The organism is Phocaeicola oris, from assembly GCF_021295095.1.
Classification (GTDB): Bacteria; Bacteroidota; Bacteroidia; order Bacteroidales; family Bacteroidaceae; genus Phocaeicola; species Phocaeicola oris.
In genome coordinates this window covers 221,508-244,681 of sequence record NZ_JAJLQX010000002.1, presented here as the reverse complement: position 1 = coordinate 244,681, position 23,174 = coordinate 221,508, and the positions used below count along the sequence as shown (strand labels likewise).

Below are 23,174 nucleotides of genomic sequence, written 5' to 3'. Positions count from 1 at the left end.
GGCAGGCACGCTCAAGGCCTCCGCCTCCATGGAGGCGCTGCGGCAGGCGCTCGCTCAGGCCGTGGCGATGACGGGAAGCGACAGCCTGAAAGGGCTGGTTCACCACTCGGACCGCGGTGTCCAATACTGCTGTGACGACTGTGTCAACATGCTCAAGTCTCATGAAATCGCCATCTCCATGACGGAGGACTACAAGCCTACCGACAACGCCATCGCCGAGCGGGTCAACGGCATTATAAAGGAAGAATGTGTCTATCGCCGGCGGCAGTTCCGCTCCAGAGAGCACGCGGAACAAGTCATCGGGCGATTCATCCACTTCTACAACTACCGCCGTCCGCACATGAGCATAGCTTATAAGATACCGGCAGTGGCGCATACGGAGCAAGGGGAGCAGGAGAAGAGGTGGAAAAACAGCTTTTATACAGGGAAAAGTGACACGGATGGGAAAAACATCGTAACTTTACCGGGGCAAACGGCAAGTCCGGAGGAAGGTGTAAACCGGTGCCCTTGACGGTCAAAAACCGGAATGCCCCATTGAGGGGTATCCGGTTTTAGCAAACGAGCAAATCCTGGACTCTGCATGTCCGGTTTTCTTGCACTGTCTATCAAAACAGCACGGGTTGCTCGATGGTGTATAGGGAATCAGTATGGCAAGAAAAAAAGTGTCTACCGGTTCAGCTAATGTAGCAAAAAAGTGTCTAGTAAAATCAGGTAAAGTCATGATACATATCGTTCGATGATGTGATACGTATGAGTTGAGTAACTCATGCGCATGAGTTGAGCAAATGATACGCATGAATTGATCAACTCATCCGCATCACTTATTCGGTTTATCAGTATGACTTTATAGAGGGATACTTATAACTTTTTTTGTGTAATCTCTCTTCATAAAAAGAACGCTTAACCGATGAAAATACCTTTAATTATTGTACTTTTGCAATAAACAAAGGAATTGTCTAAGCAACTAAATACACTATGTTAACTCAAATAATAAATGGTCTTATCTTGACGCCCCAAGGATGGGTTAAAAATGGGTCTGTCATAATGGAAGGATCCAAGATTTTGGAAATAGATAATAACAACTTAAAAATTGATGGTGCTGTTATTGTTGACGCACATGGAAACTATATTCTTCCCGGAGGAATAGAACTTCATGTTCATGGCGGCGGCGGAAGAGATTTTATGGAAGGTACGGAAGAGGCTTTCAATACAGCTATTCAAGCACACCTGAAGCACGGAACGACTTGTGTTTATCCTACGCTTGCCTCATCGTCCATTCCAATGATTGAAAAAGCATGCGCTACTGTCACTGAAATGATGAAAGCCCCTGATACTCCGATTCTTGGATTGCATTTGGAAGGTCCGTATCTGAATCCGGTTGAGGCAGGTGGGCAGATACCGGAGAATATTATACTTCCTAATCCGGAAGTATATAAGCCGTTGATAGAGAATTGGCCATGCGTCAAGCGTTGCGATGCCGCTCCTGAACGTGAGGGTGCTTTGGACTTCGGCAAGTATGCGGCCGGCAAAGATATTTTAGTGAGCATAGCTCATACTACAGCTGAATATAATGATGTTCTTGCCGCATGGAACTCAGGTTATACGCATGCCACACATTTCTATAATGGTATGAAAGGATTTCATAAGGGGGAAGGAGGCTATAAACATGAAGGGACAGTAGAGAGTGTCTATTTAATAGATAATATGACCGTGGAGGTGATTGCCGACGGTAAACATTTGCCTCCGGCCATTCTGAAACTAATTTATAAGATGAAGGGCGTGGAGAAGATGTGTTTGATTACCGATGCGTTGGCTCCTGCCGCGAGTGAATCAACTCATGCGTTCGATCCGCGTGTTATCATAGAAGATGGTGTATGTAAGTTGGCCGACCGTTCTGCTTTAACCGGAAGTATCGCTACGATGGATCGTCTGATTCGGACTGTCGCTACAGAAACAAATATTCTTTTGGAGGATGTCGTTCGTATGGCTTCGGAAACTCCGGCCAAGATTATGGGTGTTTATGATAGAAAAGGTTCTTTACAGAAAGGTAAGGACGCGGATATACTGATACTTGATAACAAATTGCAAGTTGCGGGAGTATGGCAGATGGGACATCTTGTTGAAGGCACATGTCACATATAAAAATAAGTCTTCTCTTCTCAGAGACGACTTATACTTTTTAATTACGGTTAAAATATTAATAGAGACTTGTTATGAAAAGAAAAATACTTCTAATATCAACCCTACATAAATAGTTATGTAAGGCTTCCTAATTCTTTTTAGCGAATCTACTAAATCTATTGATTGAGTAGTTAACAATTTATTTAAAAACAGTCTGATAAAAGGAATAATTAACTGTTTTCGCTTAATTGGTTGATGAAATATTAATTATATATTTTTAATTGTGTCTGTTTGGTATATGAAAGAAATCCTCTAATCCGAGAAAACTGGATTAGAGGATTTTTTAATTTCTCTACGAACGATGAATAGGTTTATAAATTAAAATGAATGCTTCCACCAGCCATGAACCAAAAACCGGGCTGAGGAACATCTCCATAATCGTAATAAGTTTTATTAAGTATATTATTCCCTTCAATATAAAGCGCATATTTCGGGGCATCCCAAGAAAGGCGGGCATCAACTAAAGAGTAGGGTTTCAGTTGGCGCGAATTACCTTGTGTATCAGTATAGTTACCGATGCGATACTGATAGCGATAGGATGTGCTGAAGTTTAATAGCTTATAGATGTGAAGATTCAGTTTACTGACCAACTTATGACGTAAATATTCCAACGCATAGTGTGATACATAATTCGATTCCAGATCTTTATCCTGATTGATGTAGCTGTACGCAACTTGGAAACTGTTAAATACATTCTGAGCAGGGAACAGTTCGCGTAAGTTAAAGCGGGAACTGATTTCGAATCCTAATGCATTAACTTTTGAATGATTAACCGATTCCCATTCTGCGTCATTCCCTTTTGAAGTATTTTTAATCCAGTCGATCATGTTCTTTCCATGATGATGATATACACTTACCTTTGCTTCTATTCCGGGAACATTGTATCGTATGCCGCCTTCAAGTGAGGTCATCTCTTCAGGTTTTAAATACTTATCGGCTTTATAACCACCCAAAGAATAATATAATTCAGTAAAAGAAGGCATTCTTAAAGAAGTATTGTATGAAGCGTATATACTGAATCCGCTTCCAAGTCGATAGCTTACGTCAGCACCGGGATAGAATTGGAAATTCATTTCGTTCCATGTGTTTTTTACAGCAATAACACCGGCAGAAAGAGTGAAACGGTTGAGAATAATATTATGTTCCAAATGAATACTCAAGTTACTTCTGTTTAAACCAAGAGTATAATTCCTGTCTGTACCATGAATGTGCCGAGTCTTATTCAGCGGTTCTCCTAAATTCCCACTAATCAGGTCTTCATTACGGAATTCTCCACCGAATGCTGTACGTCCCAAGGTCCAGTCGAAATAACTGTTCAGGTTTAACCCAAACACATCTGTACGGTTATAGTTGAATTTATATTTTGCTTCGCTGCCCCGAATCAGTTCAAAACGGTCGTAGTTTCTATTCCAATAAATGGATGGTCGAAAATGGATAACTCCTTTTGTTTCTGCTTGCAGCGCAGTCATAATCTTTGCGACATGTTCGTATTGATTATCAAATTTAGAACTGTAGAACGTGTTTGAACCAAATCCCTTGGTTGTCATACCGGCATGCCAGTTCACTTTTATATTTTCGTTATTATAATTACCCTGATAGAACACACGACCTCCTTCGTAGTCCGAATTTAGATTACCTCCCTTTGCGCGTGTATAGCCGTCGCTTTTAGTATAATTGGCAGAGATTTGGTTATTCCATTTCCCGGATACGACATTGGCTCGTCCTCCGGTAGTGAGATAACCGTACGAACCTCCTTTGATATGAACGTCCACACTGCTGTTGGCGGCTATTTTGGTAACAATATTGATGGCACCAACTAAGGAAGACGTACCATATACACGTCCGGCAGGTCCTTCCAATATCTCAATACGTTCAATTTCGCTGATGTCGACAGGGAGTTCAAAGACGTTGTGTCCGGTTTGCGGATCACAAATGTTGATACCGTTAAGAAGAATAGTGATTTGTTCGTTTGTTCCACCTCGAACACTGATGTCAGTCTGAGCTCCGATAGCTCCACGCTGTCTGACATCTACACCAACGGCGTACTTTAGAAGATCGTTAACACTTTGTACAGGGGCAGCGGCAATATCGCTACGATCGAGTACAGTTACCATTCTGGCCGACTGAGAAATACTCATCGGCGCTCTGGAGCCAGTCACTACTACCTCCTCTAACGTAAGTTCTTTTTGTGCAGTGGTTGTGTCGGCTTTGTAAGTCTGGGCGCTGATGCAATTTACATTGGCGTAAGTTAATACGCATACAGCAAGAACGCTAATTTTGACTTCTTTTCCAACACAAGCGAACAACGCATATTTCTTGTGAGAAAAATGTTTGAACACAAGAAGATTACGCTTGATTGAATTAGAATTGTACATACTATAATTTGTTAAATAAGCTCGTTCGTTGAGCAAATCGGTTGCAAAGATATCAAAAACTTCCTGAAAAGCTGTAATTTTGTAGTCGAAAAGAGATGTGCTATGGATATTATCCGTTTTTTGAAGAACTGGACACTTCCGGTTTCAATGGCTGCCGGAACGATATTGTATTTGATATTTGCTTATACTCCGGTATTGGAGCATGCGGCTAATTTCTTCGATCCGATTTTTGATTTCATTTTTCCTCTTTTCATGTTCTTGATTCTTTTTGTCACTTTCTGCAAAGTGGATTTTAAAAAAATGCGTCCTGTGAAGTGGCACTTGTGGGTAGGAATGTTTCAGGTGATTTTTTCGTTGATATTAGTCGGTATTATTTTGGCATTCGGGTTGAAGGGCAATAAGTTAATTTTAGTCGAAAGTATGCTGACTTGTATTATTGGTCCTTGCGCGGCAGCTGCGGCAGTAGTAACGGAAAAGTTGGGAGGGAATTTAACGTCTATGACGACATATACTTTTATTTCCAACTTTATTACGGCTATGCTTGTCCCTGTTTGTTTCCCGCTTATCAATCCTGATCTGAGCATGAGTTTTATTCAGTCGTTTCTTCTTATATTATATAAGGTATGTATTATTTTGGTGGTGCCAATGATACTTGCCTACATTGTAAAGCATTATATGCGTCATTTCCATCAACAGATTATTAGTGTTAAAGATTTGTCATTTTATTTGTGGGGAGCCTCTCTTTCCATTGTTACCGGAACGACAGTCAAGCATATCTGTCATTCCGATGCCACGGTTGGTTTCCTTTTATTAATTGCTGTTTTAGGATTGATATTGTGTATTATTCAGTTTGCATGTGGTAAAGGGATAGGTGCGTATTATGGTTCAACAATTGATGCCGGTCAGGCATTGGGGCAAAAGAATACAGCATTTGCTATTTGGATAGCTTATACTTATTTGAATCCACTCTCTTCAGTTGGTCCCGGTTGTTATATTCTGTGGCAGAATATTATAAATAGTATTGAACTTTGGGATAAACGACGGAAGGATGAAAAGAAATAAAAAATCCCACTGAAGCGCTCGGTGGGATTTTTTATAGAGTTATTCGGACAATTTTATAGAGGCTTATATTCTACAAATGCTTCCATTGCTTCATAACATGCAAGTCCGAGGTCATCATACAGCTTAGCCGTACCACGATTACGATCTTCAGCACGCTGCCAGAATAAACGTTCATCGTTCCCGAGGAATGGAGCACTTTCCATCTGTGATTGATGTTTCAGAATAGAATTTCGCTTAGCGCGAAGCTCTTCAGGGCTTAAAGGAACAGCCATTTCAATATTTTCTATTTCCCATTCAGCCCATGCGCCACGATACATCCAAATTCTGCAATCGTTCAACCATTCTGCTTTATTCCCTTTCTCTATATCAATGGCGGCAAGAACAGCATCAGTGCATACTTTATGTGTCCCATGAGGATCGGCTAAATCACCGGCAACGAAAATCTGATGAGGCTTCACTTCACGTAACAGATTCAGAATAATGTCTACATCAGTTTGTCCCATCGGATTCTTATCAATCTTGCCTGTTTCATAAAAAGGTAAATCTAAGAAGTGGACTCTGTTCAAAGGAATTTGGTTATAAGTACAAGCAGTTCGCGCTTCGCCACGGCGAATCAATCCTTTGATAGTCAAAATATCTTGTGTATCAATGGCACCTTCTTTCTTTTCTGCAAGGAACTTACGAATCTCTTTGTACATCTTTTTGATGGTCTTGTTTGAGTCGTTATCAAACAACTGGTTAAATCCATTGATAAAATGTAGGAAACGTACAACTTCTTCATCTCCAACAGCAATATTCCCGGAAGTCTCGTATGCTATATGAACTTCATGTTCTTGCTGAACCAAACGACGAATTGTTCCTCCCATGGATATAACATCATCATCAGGGTGTGGAGAGAATACAATCACCCGTTTCGGAAATGGTTTTGCTCTTTCCGGACGATATGTGTCATCTGCGTTAGGCTTTCCACCCGGCCACCCGGTAATGGTATGTTGTAAGTCGTTGAAGATTTTGATGTTTACATTATATGCAGAACCATACAGAGCTAACAATTCACTTAAACCATTCTCATTGTAATCTTTATTGGTCAATTTTAAAATTGGCTTGTTAATCCGTTGGCAAAGCCAAACAATAGCACTACGAATTAATTTATCGTTCCACTCGCAATTGGTTACTAACCAAGGCCTTTGAATTCTGGTCAGGTGAGCGGCAGCGGCAAGGTCAATGCATACACTGGTATTGTTATGAACCTGAAGATAAGAAGCCGGTAAAGAATCAGTATGCTTTTCTTCCACAGCGTCACGAATGATATCAGCTTTTCCATCACCCCAAGCTAACATATAAATTTTTCTGGCAGACATGATGGTTGACACTCCCATTGTGATGGAACACGGTGGTAAATTATCAACTCCTAAATTGTTCGAAGCTTCGGTGCGTGATGTAGAATCGATAAGGATTAATCGGGTATCAGAGCTAAGTGTAGAGCCCGGCTCATTCATTCCAATATTACCTTCGCGTCCAATTCCCATCAGAACAATATCTATTCCTCCAAATGTAAGAATCCGCTGCTCGTACAGACGGCAGTATTCAGAAACTGATTCTTGTGCAATGGTCCCGTCGATAGTGAATATATTATGTTTGTCAATGTCTACCTGATTAAGGAATAATTCACTTAATTGTTGGAAGCTGCTTTTGGCATCCTTTGATGGAAGAGGATAATATTCATATAAATTGAAAACTACCAAGTTACGAAAGCTGACACCCTTATCATGATGTCTGCGAACCAATTCTGCGTATAAAGGTCTGAGTGAAGCACCTGTCCCTGCTGCAATCACACAGAATTTGCCTTCGCGCTGGCGTTCTTGAATCTTATTAATTACTTCATCAGCTATGGCATTTACGCCATTTTCGATAGTTTCATATATATAAGTAGGAATCTTTTCGTAGCGAGTAAGAACGGAGCGCTCTACTGCATTTCCGGGTTTGTAGTATTTGGGAGATATTCTGTTAAGAGAAATCTGTGAACTTAAGTTTGTTCTCATCTGTTGAAAATATTAAAGATTATTTTTTTCTATATCTTTGAAATAGCGGTATGTACCAACCTTCAATTCATCTGTAGCTGCTTCATCACAAACAATAATGCCATACTGATGCATTTGTAAGGCACTGATAGTCCACATCTGCGTAATGCCTCCTTCAACTGCATGCTGTAAAGCACGGGCTTTATTATGTCCGTTAACGAGAATCATCACTTCCTTTGCTGAGAGAACAGTTCCGACACCGACGGTTAAGGCTGTTTTAGGAACTTTATTTATATCGTTTTCAAAAAAACGAGAGTTGGCTATGATCGTATCGGTTGTCAATGTCTTAATTCTGGTACGTGATGATAAGGATGAGCCCGGTTCATTGAATGCAATATGTCCATCAGGACCAATTCCACCCATGAAAAGATCTACACCACCAAATGAAGCAATAGCTTTTTCATAATCAGCACATTCTTTTTCTAAATCTTTTGCATTACCATTGAGGATATGAATATTTTCCTTCTTGATATCAATATGATTAAAGAAATTGGTAAACATGAAAGAGTGGTAGCTCTCCGGGTGGTTTTCCGGAAGTCCGACGTATTCGTCCATGTTAAATGTTACAACGTTCTTGAAAGAAACTTTGCCGGTTTTATTCAACTGAATCAACTCCTTGTACATGCCAAGAGGAGAGGAGCCGGTTGGACAACCTAATACAAAAGGCTTTTCTTTTGTTGGTTCAGCTGCGTTGATTTTACTCACAACATAATTTGCAGCCCACTTAGAGAGTTTTTCGTAATTGGGTTCGATAATTAATCTCATATTGTTTTATGTTTAAAATTATTATTTAACATTCGAATTTACTCAAAAGAAACGATATACCTATATATTTTAATATACTTTATTGTTTATTCTTCATCGGTGGATTCTAAAGGCAAATGCAAAATTATATAATTTATCTAAATGGGATAAGAAAATCAGCATAACTTCATCATGAACCTTGCATCGGTAATAACTACAGGTTATCTTTTTGACCATCAGTCTGCGCAATTGATGATCATGCTATGAAAAACGAATTCCGCTGAGTTTGTTCTATATAATGCTCGAATGAGGAGATCGATAAGCATAGTTTGTCTTTATCTATTATTCCCTTTGTTTATGACATTATAGGTGGGCAAAGTAAATAGTTGTAACTTATTCATTAATTTTCTTACTACTGATTTTACCCTTCTAATTGGATTGAGTAATCTCTTTCCGGAGACTTTCCCACTGTTTACTGAATTTTGTCATGGAGGGGAACAGGATATTTGCTCCGGCATCCCACAGTACTTTGTCAGGTAGCGGTCCGGTATTTACAGCTATTGTAAAGATACCGGCTTTTGATCCGGCTTCTACACCAAGCGGAGCATTTTCTATTACAATTGCCTCGTTAGCTTTCACTCCGCCTTTTTCCAAGCCTATTAAATAAGGTTCCGGATTTGGTTTGCCTTTTTCAACATCAAATGCAGTGACCATCAACTCTTCATGGAATATATTGGGGAAACTTCTATTCAAGCGTTCCAAAAGTGATTTTTGCCCTGAACCCGTAACTAAAATAATCTTCAATCCATTGGCTTTTATTTGGTTTAGTACGTCAAGTGCACCGGGCATTTTGTCCGGTTTTGAATGCTTGTTGAACTCTTCTGCTTTTGCAGTGTATATCATCTCAATTTCTTCGGGTGTAGCGTCTCTTCCTCGTTCGCGCCGACTGATGATATTAATAGTTCCTGCACCGGTTCGTCCTTCGTGCATATACGCTTCTTCTCTACTAAGATGTAATCCGAACCGTTCCATAACAACATGCCATGAGTCCGCGTGAATAGGCATAGAGTTGTAGAGAACACCATCCATATCGAATAGAACGGCTTTCAAGTTGAATGTAGAAAGTCCGTGGGTTTCTAAATATTTATTTAAAGCTTCTTTATACATATAAAAAAGACGGACTAAAAGTCCGCCTTTATTGATTATTTGAATTTATAATTTTGTTTGAATTGCTTTTGATTCAGCTTCATATCCCGGTTTGTTTAATAAAGCGAACATATTTTTCTTGTAGGCCTCAACACCCGGCTGATTGAAAGGGTTAACACCTAATATATAACCACTGATGCCGCAAGCTTTCTCGAAGAAATAGATAATTTGGCCTAAGTAGTACTCATTTAATTTTGGAACAGAGATTCGAAGATTAGGAACTCCACCGTCAACATGTGCTAATTGCGTACCTAATTCAGCCATCTTATTTACCTGATCAACACGTTTGCCTGCCAGATAATTCAAACCATCGAGATTCTCTTCATCTGTTGGAACATCCAATTGATAGTTTGGTTCTTCAACAGATATTACAGTCTCATAAATAGAGCGTTCTCCTTCTTGAATCCATTGTCCCATAGAATGCAAATCTGTGGTTAAATCAACTGATGCGGGGAATATACCTTTGTTTTCTTTGCCTTCCGACTCACCATACAGTTGTTTCCACCATTCGCTGATGTAATGTAATTTCGGGTTGAAGTTAGCAAGAATTTCAATCTTCTTTCCATTCTTGTACAGTGCGTTACGGGTAGAAGCATAGATAGCGGCAGGATTTTCTGCAAAAGGTGTAGTCGAACCACAGACCTTCTCCATATCTTTGGCACCTTCAACTAATTGTTCGATATCGAATCCGGCAACAGCGATTGGCAACAACCCCACCGGAGTTAAAACAGAAAAGCGGCCGCCTACATTATCGGGAATAATAAATGTTTTATATCCTTCTTTGTCGGCAGTTACTCTGGCTGCGCCTTTCTTTGCGTCTGTGATGGCGACGATAACTTTCTTTGCTATCTCCTTACCACGCTGAGCCTCACACTGCTTTTTTAATAAACGGAACGAAAGGGCTGTCTCTGTAGTAGTTCCTGATTTAGAAATATTGATTATACCGAACTTTTTATCTTGCAAGAAATGAGTCAGTTCGTACAAATAATCTTCGCCTAAATTATGACCGGCATATACAATAGCCGGACCATTTTTTTGTGCTTTCAGCCACTCGAAGCTGTTTGATAATGCTTCGATAACAGCACGAGCACCTAAATAGCTGCCACCAATGCCGGCAACCACAACGATTTCGCAGTTTTCGCGAAGAACAGCAGCCGTAGCCTTGATGTCTGCCAAGTGGGGCGCAGTGATAGATGACGGTAAATGTAACCATCCTAAAAAATCATTACCTTTGCCTGTACCATTCTCTAATGCTTCCATACAGGTTTTTACCTGTGATTCGTAAGCTGCAACGGCTTCTTTTGAAACAAAACCGGCAACTTTGTCAATGTTCAAACTAATATTCTTCATTGCTTTATATTTTATTATCTAAATGAATCAGTCAATAATTTTATTTCTATTGCCGGAGCGATGCGCTCGTATAAAATGTTGTACACCGCATCGGCAATTGGCATATTGACATGTAAATGCCTGTTAATCTCTTTAATACATTTTGTCCCGTAGTAACCTTCAGCTACCATTTCCATTTCTATCTGAGCGCTTTTTACTGAGTATCCTTTACCTATCATGGTTCCGAATACACGGTTACGGCTGAAGTTGGAGTAGGCGGTAACAAGTAAGTCGCCAAGATAGACAGAATCATCGATTTCTCGTCCTACAGGATTGACAGTATCAAGGAGTCGATGCATTTCTTTAATGGCGTTTGATATAAGAACGGCCTGAAAGTTATCTCCGTAGTTTAGTCCTGTACATATACCTGCGGCAATAGCATAAATATTTTTAAGTACAGACGCGTATTCTATACCCGACACATCTTTACTAATCGAAGTCTTTATATACGGACCTGTTAAGAATTGTGCAAATGTTTTGGCCTTTTCTATATCCTCACATCCTATTGTTAAATAGGAAAGACGCTCCAGTGCAACTTCTTCTGCATGACACGGGCCGGATATAACGGCTATGTTCTCCTTTGGAACTTTGTATTTATCTTGGAAATATTCAGATACGATAATGTTTTCTTCCGGAACGATGCCTTTGATGGCTGTTATAATGAACTTATCCTTTATTTTGGTTTTTAGCTTTTTCAGGTGGAGTTTCAAGTAGGGTGAAGGAGTAACAAATATTAAGGTATCTGCATTCTCCACTATTTCGTTGATGTCAGAGCTGAAGCTAATCTTGTTGATATCGAATTGAACGCTGGTCAGATATGCCGGATTATGTCCGAGTCGCTTGAAATCTTCTATTCTATCATCGCGTCTCAGATACCAGTTTATAGAGTCAGCATTTATCAATACCATCTTTGCGATAGCTGTCGACCAACTTCCGCCACCAATGATTGCTATTTTACCAGGAAGTTTCATTTTATCTTGTTAATCCACTTGGTAACTTCGTCAACGGAAGGGTTTATCAACCCCAATTTATATTTTTTGTTAATTCCACAGATATCCATTTGAATCTTTTGCGGATTAACATCTTTCATGTCGGAAATCAAGTTATATCCTGCTTTTTGAATAGCCGGAACCCAGTCTTCGCTGATGCCTAACTCTGTATATTTTACAATTGGATCTTTTGGGGTAACTTTTTCAGGACGCATTTGTGGGAACAGCATAACTTCCTGAATATATGTTTTTCCTGTCATTAACATGACCAAACGGTCGATACCGATTCCGATGCCACTTGTAGGAGGCATTCCATATTGTAAAGCTCTCAAGAAGTCCTGATCGATGATCATTGCTTCGTCATCTCCCTTTTCAGAAAGGGCCATTTGATCTTTGAAACGTTCCTCTTGATCTATTGGATCATTCAATTCGGAATAAGCATTAGCCAATTCTTTTCCGTTAACCATTAGCTCGAAACGCTCGGTTAAGCCTGCTTTGGAGCGATGCATTTTAGTTAGAGGAGACATCTCAACAGGATAATCAATGATAAAGGTTGGTTGGATAAATGTCCCTTCACAGAATTCACCGAAGATTTCGTCGATTAGCTTTCCTTTGCCCATGGTATCATCAATTTCCATGTTCAACTTCTTGCAAACTTCGCGGATTTGTTCTTCGTTCATTTCTGTCAGGTCGTATCCGGTTTTTTCTTTAATAGCTTCAAGAATAGGCAAACGACGGTATGGAGCTTTGAAACTGATAATTTTTCCGTCAATCTCACGCTCTGGTTTCCCGTTGACGGCAATACAGATAGTTTCAAGCAACTTTTCCGTGAACTTCATCATCCAATTATAGTCTTTATATTGAACGTAGAGTTCTAAACAGGTAAATTCCGGATTGTGGTTTCTATCCATGCCTTCATTTCGGAAGTTCTTACCAATCTCGTAAACACCTTCAAATCCGCCGACGATGAGTCGCTTCAGATAAAGCTCTGTAGCGATACGCATGTACATATCTGTGTCCAGAGCGTTGAAATGCGTAACGAATGGGCGGGCAGATGCTCCCCCCGGAATGCTCTGGAGCGTTGGAGTCTCAACTTCTGTGTAACCCGCCTCATCAAGGAAATTACGCAATGTCTTGATAACTGTTGCGCGTTGAAGGAAGACATCTTTTACACCATCATTGACAATCAGGTCGACATAACGCTGACGATAGCGTTGTTCAGGGTCTTCAAATTTATCGTAAGCTATACCATCTTTATATTTAACGATAGGGAGAGGCTTAATAGACTTGGATAGCAATACCAGTTTTTGAGCATGAACACTGATTTCACCCATTTGAGTGCGGAACACGAAACCTTCAATGCCGATAAAGTCACCTAAGTCGAGCAGACGTTTAAAGACGACATTATATAAGTCTTTATTTTCGTCCGGACAGATATCGTCACGTGTGATATAGACTTGGATTCTTCCTTTTGAGTCTTGAAGTTCAATGAAAGAAGCCTTACCCATGACACGACGACTCATCATTCGTCCGGCAATTGATACTTGACGTGGATCGGCCTCATCATCTTTAAATTCGGTTTTTATATCAGTAGAAAATGCATTGGTTACATACTCAGCGGCAGGATAGGGATTGATTCCCATAGTACGCAGTTCATTCAGACTATTCCGTCTGTTGATTTCTTGTTCACTTAGTTCTAAAACGTTCATATTGCAGAAACTTTTTCTCAGTTTGGAGACAAAATTACTAAACATTTTGTAAAGTACCGCCATTTTATGAGGATTTTATCTATCTTTGTTACTCAAACCAATAATGTGATTTGGAAATAATGAAGAAACTTTTTTTACTCTTTATATCTCTTATTACAATAGTATGTTCTATATCTGCTCAGAAGAAAGCGAAAACGGGGAAAGAACCTTTATTTGGAAAGAACCAATCGACATATACTATTATTTCCGATGAATTGAATAGAGCGACTTTTTATTTGGTGAGCGGGCATGGCGGACTTGATCCGGGCGCGATGGGAATTTATGCCGGTCGTCAGGTTCATGAGGATGAATATGCTTACGACATTATTTTACGTTTGGGAAGAGAACTTTTACAACGTGGAGCGAAAGTGTATTTCATTATTCAAGATAAAAAGGATGGAATCCGGAATGCTAAAATTCTTCCGAGCAGTAAACGAGAGACATGTATGGGTGATCCTATTCCTTTGAATCAGAAAGTTCGTTTACAGCAACGTTGTGATAAAATTAATGAATTAAACCGTTCGGATAAGAGTAAATATAAGCGTGCCGTGTTTATTCATGTCGACAGTCGCAGCCGTGGAAAACAGATTGATGTCTTTTTCTATCATGCGTCCGGCAGTGTGAAAGGAAAACAGTTGGCACAAAAGATTCGCAATAAATTTGAAGAAAAATACAAACAGCATCAGCCGGGACGTGGATTTAGCGGAACGGTTAATGAGCGCGATTTATATGTATTAAGGCATGCCAATCCGGTGGCTGTTTTTATGGAACTGGGAAATATACAGAATCATCAGGATCAGAAACGTTTAGTGTTAGCTAATAACCGTCAGGCTTTGGCTAAATGGATTGCCGAGGGTATTGTGTCTGATTATAAAACTCAAAAATAATTTGCTTTTTACATAGGTTCGTTATATTACTTATCTTTTTGATTAAAACAGAGAAAGGCCGGGCCTAAGATAGAATACTTCCCGGCACTTTCTTTGTTTTATACTATAGAATTCATTTATATTGATTCCATTCGGAATAGATAGCTTGTCCTTTCTTGCCAAAGCATTCAACGGGACGGACGGCAAAGCGAATGGAGCGATAAGTCGGCAATTCTTCCTCGCCAAACACGCAAATAACTTCGTTATCGTCTTTGCCCTCACCCAAATAGAAATGGGGCGACATCACACGCTTTGTGAGCATGATTTTATTGGTGTCTTCATCTTGCATCTCGACTTGTATTTCAAAATCGTATGCTCGCTGGTTGGCGTTGAGGCTTAACACATTAGGAAAATGCACGGTCGTTTGCATTTGCTCTTTCCCATAGCGGTCTTTACCCGATGCCCGAGTGATATGAACAGCCGATCCGGCCGGAAATTCAGGAGCGGTTGCGTGTGCAGCCCGATAATCGAATGATAGTGTTTTTTCTTTTCGGTTTAGGGGCAATGGTATGATCCAATCCTTACCTAAACTTTCTCCATATACGAACTCGTGCCGGCAGAGGGTGATATAGTTGTCGTAGATTGTCATGAGCATTCCTTGTTTACCATCCGACTGCTTGACAACTTGCATTTGCGCGGGCACTTTTTGAGTATCACCATCTACATAGGTGTTTTCCCGACCGCCTCTGGCGTACGTATAACTGAGTGACGAGGTTCCAACACTGATAAAGTTGCCTTGCCAAATAGTGTATTCGTCATTGAGGATGGTATGCGAATGACCTGAGAAAGCAATACAGTTCGGGAAGGTACTGAGTATCTTTGTCGATTCACCATTATCCTGTCCCCAAGCCCATGGACCGGAGCAGGTGTTTTTGGGGTGGGGGTGTTGGAAGTAGAAGAAAGGTTTCTCTCCTTCTAACTCTGAGCGATGCGCTTCGAGGAATTCAGGCATACCTGCAATGTGTTGCTGATTGCCCCAATGAGCGCCAATAAATTTATAACCTTTCACCTCCTTAATATAGATTGGTTGGAACTTTTCCTTGAAGTATTTCTTCCAAAAACCGGCTTTGTCGTTCACCAACGACTCCTTTTTAAGCAGCGCATCCCGTCCATCTTTGTCTACGATATCGGCCAAATCTCCATAGTGTTGCCCTTCCATATCGTGATTGCCATAGATGAAAAGTTTTTCTACATGACGTCCATCGGGAGCTTTGTCTTTAGGGAAAACGCGATACCATGTTTCCGAAATCCATTTCAATTGACGTTCCAAACCGGAATCGGCCATGTCGCCTGCAATCATCACGCCATCGACGCCGTTATCTCGAAAATAAGTAAAAGCTTTTTCTAACGTGTCGGTTTGATTGGCATGACGAATGTGTACGTCACTTAATATACCAATTTTTAATCTCGGTTGTCCCAACTGAGAGGCTATTTGTGCCAATAGTTGATGGTCGATGCTTAATGCTCCGGTTATGAAAGCACATGATTTGATAAAACTTCTTCGGTCCATAGATTTTTATTGCTATTAGTTTGATTTTGGTTACAAATATATAAAAATCACGATAAGTAATAGTGCTTTTTTCTTCCTAAATGTGTTATCGTCGTGCGACGACAGTGCTTTTTCTCTCCAAAAAGCGCTGTCACCCGAGGTTTTTCTGCTTTTTCTTTCCAAAAAGCACTGTCACCTGAGTTTTTTATGCATTTTCTTCCGTTTAAGTGTTGTCCCGATGTGGGACAGTACATTTTCTTCCGTTTAAGTGTTGTCCCGATGTGGGACAGTACATTTTCTTCCGTTTAAGCGTTGTCCCGGTGTGGGACAGTGCATTTTCTTCCATTTAAGCATCGTTCATACGGTTGGGTTTGTTACGATGATGACGATGCTTATCATCAACGATATAATTATTCGACGATATTGAATTCACGTTATGACTACATTATTTGACAAATAGAAAAAGGGAACCTTTTGAGTTCCCCTTTTCAATATAGAATCTTTAATCAGATTAAGAATCCAAGTAATATACCGGCTGCGGTAGCAGAACCAATAACGCCTGCAACATTCGGCCCCATGGCATGCATCAACAAGTAGTTGGTCGGGTCGTATTCCAAACCTACATTCTGTGAGATGCGGGCGGAGTCAGGAACAGCAGATACTCCGGCATTACCAATTAACGGGTTCAATTTTTTGTCTTTCGGCAAAATCAAGTTGAAAAGCTTTACAAAGATAATACCTGTAGCAGTCGCGATGATGAATGATAATGCACCTAACAAAAAGATAAGAATAGAATCGAATGTCAGGAACTCAGAAGCTTGAGTAGAGGCACCTACTGTCAAACCTAACAACATAGTGATAACATCAATTAACGGACCGCTTGCTGTATTAGCCAAACGACGTGTTACACCGCTTTCTTTCAAAAGATTTCCGAAAAATACCATACCTAACAAAGGCAGACCTGACGGTACAAAGAAACAAGTCAGCAACAGACCAAAGATAGGAAAGAGAACTTTCTCTGTCTTTGTTACCGAACGTGGCGGTTTCATACGGATTATACGCTCATTATGAGTTGTAAGGAGTCGCATTACCGGTGGTTGGATTACAGGAACCAATGCCATATATGAATAAGCGGCTACAGCAATAGCACCCATTAAATTTGGAGCCAGCTTAGAAGAAAGGAAGATGGCTGTAGGACCGTCTGCGCCACCGATGATACCGATTGCGCCGGCCTGCATAGGATTGAATCCCAACAAGAGAGCTAACATGTATGCGCCGAAGATACCGAACTGAGCGGCAGCACCTACCAACATTAACTTAGGATTAGAGATCAAGGCAGAAAAGTCGGTCATAGCACCAATGCCCAAGAATATGAGCGGTGGATACCAACCCGAAGTTACACCTTGATATAATGTGTTCAATACAGAGTTCTGCTCGTATACACCCAACTGAAGTCCGGCGTCCATATTGAATGGGATGTTACCAACCAACATACCAAAACCAATTGGGATCAGCAGCATCGGCTCGAATTCGTGCTTAACAGCCAGGTAAATGAAGAAGCAACCTACGGCAATCATAATGAAATGCCCCAGTGTTGCATTTGCAAAACCTGTGTATGTCCAGAAGTCGGCCAGATTATTTCCAATAAAATTAATAAATTCTCCCATATTTATCCTATCATTACGACGTCAGCACCTTCCAAAATTGAATCACCTTTATTTACGAGAATGGCAGTAATCACACCGTCGCGGTCAGCATTGATGTTATTTTCCATTTTCATTGCCTCAAGAACAACAACAGGTTGTCCTTTCTTAACTTCTTGGCCTTCTTTAACCTTAATTTCAAGAATAACGCCCGGAAGCGGTGTCTTAACCGGAGAGCCTTTACCACCTGCAGGAGCTGCGGCTTTAGGAGTAGCGGCGGCAGCGGCCTTAGGAGCAGCAGGAGCAACGGCCGGTTTCGGAGTAACTACTTTAGGAGCAGTAGCTTTCTTTTCCATCTCAACATTGTATGCGGTACCGTTAACCTCTACATGTGCGACGTTATTTTCGTCAATTTCTCCAATGGCAACTTTATATTCTGTACCATTGATTTTGTATTTAAATTCTTTCATTGTTTAAATCGTTAATTATGGATGACTTAAAATTTTCTTATAGGCTTTTGACGCATCATTTCAGCCTTAGAATTCCATGCTGAGTGATCCTCAATAATAGTAATAACGTTACTTTCCACGTCGTGCATACCACCTTGGTATTCATAGATCGCCATGGCAATAGCTGCGTAAACATCATCTGACGCAGCAGTTTTAGCAGTTTGCTTTTCAGCTACTTGTTCAGAAACAGGATCAACGGCTGCAGCAACTTTCTTTTCATCTCTGTGAGAGAAGTACTTGCCAACAGAACGGAAACTCAAGTATAAAAGGAGCAACGCAAAAAACACAACGCTCATGGCAGTAATAGCCATGCCTAAACCGGATTTATCCTGTTTAGCGAATTTATCCATTTTGGCACTTGCCTCTTTAATCTGATTGTTTGCGCCGGGAGTAACGTATTTGGTTGGGTCATTGCCACCTTTGACTTCCCAATCAGCCGTTCCGTCATCGCGGCGGCCGTATGATTGGTCTGTAGAGATGGTATTAACAGGAATAGTTATTTGGTCTAACAAGTGCATACGAGTATCATATAAAGCAATCCAAGTAGCCTTTGCAGGATCAAGCGTGAAATTTGTATGGAAAGTACCACGATTAGCATCTCCATCAGCATAGAACAAAATCTGATTACGTTGAGTAACCTTAGTCAGAATATCACCCTTAGGGATAATATAAGAAACGGTATCGCCCGGTGTGTTGCTCATTTTAATAGAGCTACCAGCCAAGTCAGCCGTATTATACGATTTATTAAATATTTCAATCCATGGTGTATGGTCTCCATAAGGTGTGATGCAATTGGTCTGATTGTCCATCATGACTTCATTGATCAGAAACTTGGAGTCATTACGCTTCGGGTTACAAGAACTCAAACCGATCAACACCAATGCAGATAGAAATATTCCGAATGTCGTTTTCTTCATTATTATATATATTATAAATTACAATGGAATATTTCCGTGCTTCTTAGCAGGAACAGTCTGTTTCTTATTTGACAACTGAGCCAGACCTCTACAAATACGGAAACGGGTATTGCGCGGTTCGATAACGTCTTCAATGTAGCCATACTTAGCAGCAGCATAAGGATTAGCGAATAACTTCGTATACTCGGCTTCTTTTTCAGCAATAAATGCTTTAGGATCAGCTTGCTCTTTTGCTTCTTTAGCATAAAGAACTCCGGCAGCTCCGGCAGCACCCATAACGGCAATCTCAGCAGATGGCCATGCGTAGTTCAAGTCGCCACGGAGTTGCTTACAACTCATAACGATATGTGAACCACCGTATGATTTACGCAGTGTAACTGTTACCTTTGGAACAGTAGCTTCACCATAAGCATAAAGTAACTTAGCACCATGAACAATAACAGCGTTGTGCTCCTGACCGGATCCCGGTAAGAATCCAGGTACATCAACCAATGTTACCAATGGAATATTGAATGCATCGCAGAAGCGAACGAAACGGGCAGCCTTACGAGAAGAGTTACTATCCAATACACCTGCCATGAACTTAGGTTGGTTCGCTACAATACCTACAGATTGACCATTAAAGCGAGCGAAACCAATGATAATGCTTTTAGCAAATGCCTTGTGAATTTCAAAGAATTCGCCGTTATCAACAACAGATTTGATAACTTCGTACATGTCGTAAGCCTGATTGGGATTGTCAGGAATAATCTCATTGAGAGAATCATCAGTACGGTCGATAGGGTCGTTACACTCTACTCTTGGAGCTTCTTCCATATTATTCTGTGGAATATAGCTCAATAACTGTTTGATTGTTGTGATTGCGTCTTCTTCGGTAGCGGCAGTAAATTGAGTCACGCCCGATTTAGAAGCATGTACGCTTGCGCCACCAAGGTCTTCTGCTGTAATATCCTCGCCGAGGACTGTTTTTACAACTTTCGGGCCGGTGAGGAACATGTTCGATGTTCCTTCCATCATCAGAATGAAATCTGTCAGAGCAGGAGAATAAACAGCACCGCCTGCGCAAGGACCAAAGATGCCTGAGATTTGAGGAATAACGCCGGACGCGAGAATGTTGCGCTCGAAAATTTCACCGTAACCGGCTAATGCGTTAATACCTTCTTGAATACGTGCGCCACCTGAATCATTCAATCCAATAACAGGTGCTCCCATCTGCATAGCCATATCCATGACCTTGCAAATTTTCTTTGACATCATCTCTGATAAAGATCCTGCGGAAACGGTAAAGTCTTGTGCAAAGACATAAACCAAACGTCCGTTGACTGTACCGCTACCTGTAACAACAGCATCACCCGGGATATATTTTTTCTCCATGTCGAAGTTTGTACAGCGGTGCTCAACGAACATGTCCATTTCTTCAAAACTACCTTCATCAAGAAGCATAGCAAGGCGTTCACGTGCTGTGTATTTGCCTTTTTCGTGCTGTTTAGCGATTCCTTTTTCTCCACCGCCATTACGCACTTTTTCGCGACGCTCAATGAGCTCGCTGATTCTTTCCTGTTGGATATTCATTTTATATTTTTATTTATTTGGGTTTTCACAAAGTTCAGTTAAAACGCTTGCAGTTGATTTCGGATGAAGAAAAGCGATATTTAAGCCTTCAGCACCTTTGCGAGGAGCCTTATCTATCAGGTGGATACCTTTACTATCAGCTTCAGCCAAAGCATTAGCAACACCATCCTCAATACAGAATGCCAAGTGATGCATGCCACCACGACCGCCATTTTTCTCTATAAACTTTGCAATGGTGCTCTCAGGGCTTGTTGGCTCTAACAGTTCCAACTTAACTTCTCCAACTTTTAAGAAAGCAGTCTTAACTTTCTGATCAGCTACTTCCTCAATGTTATAACATTTCAAACCTAAAACGTTTTCGAAATACGGTAATGCTTCCTTAATACTTGGGACAGCTATACCAAGATGTTCAATGTGAGAAATTTTCATGATATAAATGTTTAATTGTTTGTTAACTTAAAGCTTACTTTTCAAATTTTGGTGCAAAAGTAATTAAAAATAAGCATAAACTGAAATATTTTATTCAAAAAAAATTGTAAATCAGTTTGCTGCTACAGATAAAACCAAGTGGCAAGTTTATTCAGCCATTTCCAGCGGAAACGAAACCAACGACGGGTGCTGCGCTCCTTACCTCCGAAGCGGAGAATAAACTCACGATACCCGTGCAGACGGAAAGGCACGCCTACGTTCATAAATTCAAAATGTTGGTAATTATGTTTGTAAGAATAATGGATGGCAGCCCATACTGCCAATACTCCCGGGTATTGTATTTTATGTGTCTTCCGCATTCCTCCCGAGAACCAAAGGTAAGCTGTTCCGTTTGAAAATGCGCATAGAGAGCCGCCAATGATTTTTTCTTTATGATAGACAATAAAAAGGCGAGCATTCTCTTTCTCAGGATGGAGTTTGACCAGCTGAATGAAGAAGTTTATATCGGGGAAATGTTTTAAGATCTTAGACGAGTAGATGCGTTTTAGCATGGCAACAAACGATTTTACTTCTTCTATGGAGTTGGCTGTTTTTACTGTTGCGCCATTAGCAAAACCTTTTTGGATTTGCCTTTTTCGAGACGCATACAGTCGTTCTTCGGGATCTTTACTATGCAGCGAATTGTATACGCGCATCCAGTTTACAGGAAAGTAAAGATTGTTGCGAAATTCTTTATAGGCAAACAAAGGTTTTGTAATGTTTCGAAACTCTATAATAAAAATATTGGGAAGTACCAAATTGGTCAAGTGATTGAGCATCATCCCGAATAGTTGGGCTTTATCAATATGGTCGTCAAAATATTCTCCCGGTTCATACACTTGGCATCGGTTAGTCCAAGGTCCCGGTAGCCAGCGATTGCCTCTTTGAATAACTGCAAGTAATTTTGCTACAAGACGATTGCCATCATACGCCACCATTAGAATGGGGGTGTATCCGGGAGTATTTTCATAGACATGGAACAATTCCACCGATTGAAACAATGAACTACCCGGTATGTCGGGCAGCTTGGCTCCTTTGGTATATGTCAGCAATCGGATGGGCATAGTGAATTATTTTATTTCAACAAGATTTTGCTCTTTCATCAGATTGTCAAGTTTATCGGTGTCACTGATGTACCCGATACCCTTTTTGAAAATAGAAGGATGTAGATATTGACAAAGACTTTTTACGCTTTCATAAACACAGAAATCACCTGCTAACCCACAGATTGTCAGGTTCTCTTTCTTTGATATGCGAAACTTCTCTTTGTTTGATGTTACAGTAACGTAATTATCGTTATCTTTCAAATTGATAAAACCGCTGTATTGTTCGTATGAAGGGTCAGTTCCTTTGCGGATAACTTCGTATGGAATCTTATTTTTGTAGCATGCTTCTATCAGTTGGTTGGGAATAGACGCACCGGTTGAGTATTGAACACAATGAACAGGCCAAATCCCTCCGTTTTCTTTAAAAGAACTGTGAGTAATGGGGTGCCAGTCGACCGTGAATAGAACACGATTAATTTTTTCCGAATTTAATAACTTCAGAATTTGGGTCATTGCTTTCTCTGCGCTTGGAACATAAAGCGAACCTTTTTTAGAACAAAAGTCGACTTGAAAATCTACTATTATTAAAGTATTCTTGTTCATATTTATAATTTATAGGATGAAACTTAAACTAAATTCTAATTCTTGAAAATACCGAGTAATTTAATCTTATATTTTTGTGCTAATATAAGTAGATATAACATTATATCGTTTTATTTGTTGTTACAAATTTAATTAAAAAATATTTGTTTTCAGACAAGAAGATCATTATTCTTTTCAATGGATTTTAATTTAATAGGAGTTTGACAAATCAAAAAATAATAGGCGC

General features: G+C 40.3%; 19 protein-coding genes. 4 read left to right on the top strand and 15 right to left on the bottom strand.

Annotated features, from left to right (window positions below; all coding sequences use genetic code 11):
- Positions 1–148: 148 nt before the first annotated feature.
- Positions 149–511, top strand: a complete 363-nt coding sequence (locus LO761_RS02565; RefSeq protein ID WP_272816753.1) for an integrase core domain-containing protein — start codon at positions 149–151, stop codon at positions 509–511.
- A 464-nt stretch (positions 512–975) separates the two neighbouring features.
- The gene (nagA, locus tag LO761_RS02560; RefSeq protein ID WP_272816752.1) at positions 976–2,142 is read left to right on the top strand and encodes an N-acetylglucosamine-6-phosphate deacetylase; all 1,167 of its coding nucleotides are present in this window, start codon (positions 976–978) and stop codon (positions 2,140–2,142) included.
- A gap of 350 nt (positions 2,143–2,492) precedes the next feature.
- On the opposite strand, the gene LO761_RS02555 is transcribed toward nagA, so the two are convergent.
- A complete protein-coding gene (locus tag LO761_RS02555) occupies positions 2,493–4,556 on the bottom strand; it encodes a TonB-dependent receptor plug domain-containing protein (RefSeq protein ID WP_272816751.1) in 2,064 nt (687 codons plus the stop codon).
- Positions 4,557–4,658: 102 nt separating this feature from the next.
- Between LO761_RS02555 and LO761_RS02550 the strand changes: the two genes are divergently transcribed.
- Complete coding sequence (locus LO761_RS02550) at positions 4,659–5,618, top strand: bile acid:sodium symporter family protein (protein WP_272816750.1); 960 nt, start codon at positions 4,659–4,661, stop codon at positions 5,616–5,618.
- Positions 5,619–5,671: 53 nt separating this feature from the next.
- Here the strand turns inward: LO761_RS02550 and LO761_RS02545 are convergent, their stop codons facing one another.
- From LO761_RS02545 to lysS, 6 genes are all read right to left on the bottom strand, one after another.
- Complete coding sequence (locus tag LO761_RS02545; protein WP_272816749.1) at positions 5,672–7,660, bottom strand: glucosamine-6-phosphate deaminase; 1,989 nt, start codon at positions 7,658–7,660, stop codon at positions 5,672–5,674.
- 12 nt (positions 7,661–7,672) lie between these two features.
- Positions 7,673–8,464, bottom strand: coding sequence for a glucosamine-6-phosphate deaminase (gene nagB / locus LO761_RS02540; RefSeq protein ID WP_272816748.1), 792 nt, complete (start codon positions 8,462–8,464; stop codon positions 7,673–7,675).
- A 408-nt stretch (positions 8,465–8,872) separates the two neighbouring features.
- Positions 8,873–9,610 carry an HAD family hydrolase gene (locus tag LO761_RS02535; protein WP_272816747.1) on the bottom strand — a complete coding sequence of 246 codons (738 nt, stop codon included), beginning with the start codon at positions 9,608–9,610 and terminating at the stop codon, positions 8,873–8,875.
- Positions 9,611–9,655: 45 nt separating this feature from the next.
- Positions 9,656–10,999, bottom strand: a complete 1,344-nt coding sequence (locus LO761_RS02530; RefSeq protein ID WP_272816746.1) for a glucose-6-phosphate isomerase — start codon at positions 10,997–10,999, stop codon at positions 9,656–9,658.
- Between the two features lie 14 nt (positions 11,000–11,013).
- Positions 11,014–12,009 carry an NAD(P)H-dependent glycerol-3-phosphate dehydrogenase gene (locus LO761_RS02525; protein ID WP_272816745.1) on the bottom strand — a complete coding sequence of 332 codons (996 nt, stop codon included), beginning with the start codon at positions 12,007–12,009 and terminating at the stop codon, positions 11,014–11,016.
- A complete protein-coding gene (lysS, locus tag LO761_RS02520) occupies positions 12,006–13,736 on the bottom strand; it encodes a lysine--tRNA ligase (protein ID WP_272816744.1) in 1,731 nt (576 codons plus the stop codon). The genes LO761_RS02525 and lysS overlap by 4 nt, the downstream gene beginning before the upstream one ends.
- Before the next feature lie 119 nt (positions 13,737–13,855).
- On the opposite strand from lysS, the gene LO761_RS02515 reads away from it, so the two are divergent.
- Positions 13,856–14,662: an N-acetylmuramoyl-L-alanine amidase family protein gene (locus LO761_RS02515; protein ID WP_272816743.1), complete on the top strand. Its 807-nt coding sequence runs from the start codon at positions 13,856–13,858 to the stop codon at positions 14,660–14,662.
- Between the two features lie 112 nt (positions 14,663–14,774).
- Here the strand turns inward: LO761_RS02515 and LO761_RS02510 are convergent, their stop codons facing one another.
- From LO761_RS02510 to LO761_RS02475, 8 genes are all read right to left on the bottom strand, one after another.
- Positions 14,775–16,211, bottom strand: a complete 1,437-nt coding sequence (locus LO761_RS02510) for a metallophosphoesterase family protein (RefSeq protein ID WP_272816742.1) — start codon at positions 16,209–16,211, stop codon at positions 14,775–14,777.
- A 485-nt stretch (positions 16,212–16,696) separates the two neighbouring features.
- Complete coding sequence (locus tag LO761_RS02505; RefSeq protein WP_272816741.1) at positions 16,697–17,857, bottom strand: sodium ion-translocating decarboxylase subunit beta; 1,161 nt, start codon at positions 17,855–17,857, stop codon at positions 16,697–16,699.
- Between the two features lie 2 nt (positions 17,858–17,859).
- Complete coding sequence (locus LO761_RS02500) at positions 17,860–18,303, bottom strand: biotin/lipoyl-containing protein (RefSeq protein ID WP_272816740.1); 444 nt, start codon at positions 18,301–18,303, stop codon at positions 17,860–17,862.
- 26 nt (positions 18,304–18,329) lie between these two features.
- On the bottom strand, positions 18,330–19,259 hold the full coding sequence (locus LO761_RS02495; protein ID WP_272816739.1) for an OadG family transporter subunit: 930 nt from the start codon (positions 19,257–19,259) through the stop codon (positions 18,330–18,332).
- 18 nt (positions 19,260–19,277) lie between these two features.
- On the bottom strand, positions 19,278–20,831 hold the full coding sequence (locus tag LO761_RS02490; RefSeq protein ID WP_272816738.1) for an acyl-CoA carboxylase subunit beta: 1,554 nt from the start codon (positions 20,829–20,831) through the stop codon (positions 19,278–19,280).
- A gap of 9 nt (positions 20,832–20,840) precedes the next feature.
- The gene (gene mce, locus LO761_RS02485) at positions 20,841–21,260 is read right to left on the bottom strand and encodes a methylmalonyl-CoA epimerase (protein WP_272816737.1); all 420 of its coding nucleotides are present in this window, start codon (positions 21,258–21,260) and stop codon (positions 20,841–20,843) included.
- A gap of 122 nt (positions 21,261–21,382) precedes the next feature.
- Positions 21,383–22,363, bottom strand: coding sequence for a GNAT family N-acetyltransferase (locus LO761_RS02480; RefSeq protein ID WP_272816736.1), 981 nt, complete (start codon positions 22,361–22,363; stop codon positions 21,383–21,385).
- Positions 22,364–22,369: 6 nt separating this feature from the next.
- Positions 22,370–22,948, bottom strand: coding sequence for a cysteine hydrolase family protein (locus tag LO761_RS02475; protein ID WP_272816735.1), 579 nt, complete (start codon positions 22,946–22,948; stop codon positions 22,370–22,372).
- Between the last annotated feature and the right edge of the window lie 226 nt (positions 22,949–23,174).

Excerpts from the sequence above, each read along its gene's own strand:
- LO761_RS02565 (WP_272816753.1), top strand. The coding sequence starts at position 149 with ATGCTCAAGTCTCATGAAATCGCCATCTCCATGACGGAGGACTACAAG.
- nagA (WP_272816752.1), top strand. The coding sequence starts at position 976 with ATGTTAACTCAAATAATAAATGGTCTTATCTTGACGCCCCAAGGATGG.
- LO761_RS02555 (WP_272816751.1), bottom strand. The coding sequence starts at position 4,556 with ATGTACAATTCTAATTCAATCAAGCGTAATCTTCTTGTGTTCAAACAT.
- LO761_RS02550 (WP_272816750.1), top strand. The coding sequence starts at position 4,659 with ATGGATATTATCCGTTTTTTGAAGAACTGGACACTTCCGGTTTCAATG.
- LO761_RS02545 (WP_272816749.1), bottom strand. The coding sequence starts at position 7,660 with ATGAGAACAAACTTAAGTTCACAGATTTCTCTTAACAGAATATCTCCC.
- nagB (WP_272816748.1), bottom strand. The coding sequence starts at position 8,464 with ATGAGATTAATTATCGAACCCAATTACGAAAAACTCTCTAAGTGGGCT.
- LO761_RS02535 (WP_272816747.1), bottom strand. The coding sequence starts at position 9,610 with ATGTATAAAGAAGCTTTAAATAAATATTTAGAAACCCACGGACTTTCT.
- LO761_RS02530 (WP_272816746.1), bottom strand. The coding sequence starts at position 10,999 with ATGAAGAATATTAGTTTGAACATTGACAAAGTTGCCGGTTTTGTTTCA.
- LO761_RS02525 (WP_272816745.1), bottom strand. The coding sequence starts at position 12,009 with ATGAAACTTCCTGGTAAAATAGCAATCATTGGTGGCGGAAGTTGGTCG.
- lysS (WP_272816744.1), bottom strand. The coding sequence starts at position 13,736 with ATGAACGTTTTAGAACTAAGTGAACAAGAAATCAACAGACGGAATAGT.
- LO761_RS02515 (WP_272816743.1), top strand. The coding sequence starts at position 13,856 with ATGAAGAAACTTTTTTTACTCTTTATATCTCTTATTACAATAGTATGT.
- LO761_RS02510 (WP_272816742.1), bottom strand. The coding sequence starts at position 16,211 with ATGGACCGAAGAAGTTTTATCAAATCATGTGCTTTCATAACCGGAGCA.
- LO761_RS02505 (WP_272816741.1), bottom strand. The coding sequence starts at position 17,857 with ATGGGAGAATTTATTAATTTTATTGGAAATAATCTGGCCGACTTCTGG.
- LO761_RS02500 (WP_272816740.1), bottom strand. The coding sequence starts at position 18,303 with ATGAAAGAATTTAAATACAAAATCAATGGTACAGAATATAAAGTTGCC.
- LO761_RS02495 (WP_272816739.1), bottom strand. The coding sequence starts at position 19,259 with ATGAAGAAAACGACATTCGGAATATTTCTATCTGCATTGGTGTTGATC.
- LO761_RS02490 (WP_272816738.1), bottom strand. The coding sequence starts at position 20,831 with ATGAATATCCAACAGGAAAGAATCAGCGAGCTCATTGAGCGTCGCGAA.
- mce (WP_272816737.1), bottom strand. The coding sequence starts at position 21,260 with ATGAAAATTTCTCACATTGAACATCTTGGTATAGCTGTCCCAAGTATT.
- LO761_RS02480 (WP_272816736.1), bottom strand. The coding sequence starts at position 22,363 with ATGCCCATCCGATTGCTGACATATACCAAAGGAGCCAAGCTGCCCGAC.
- LO761_RS02475 (WP_272816735.1), bottom strand. The coding sequence starts at position 22,948 with ATGAACAAGAATACTTTAATAATAGTAGATTTTCAAGTCGACTTTTGT.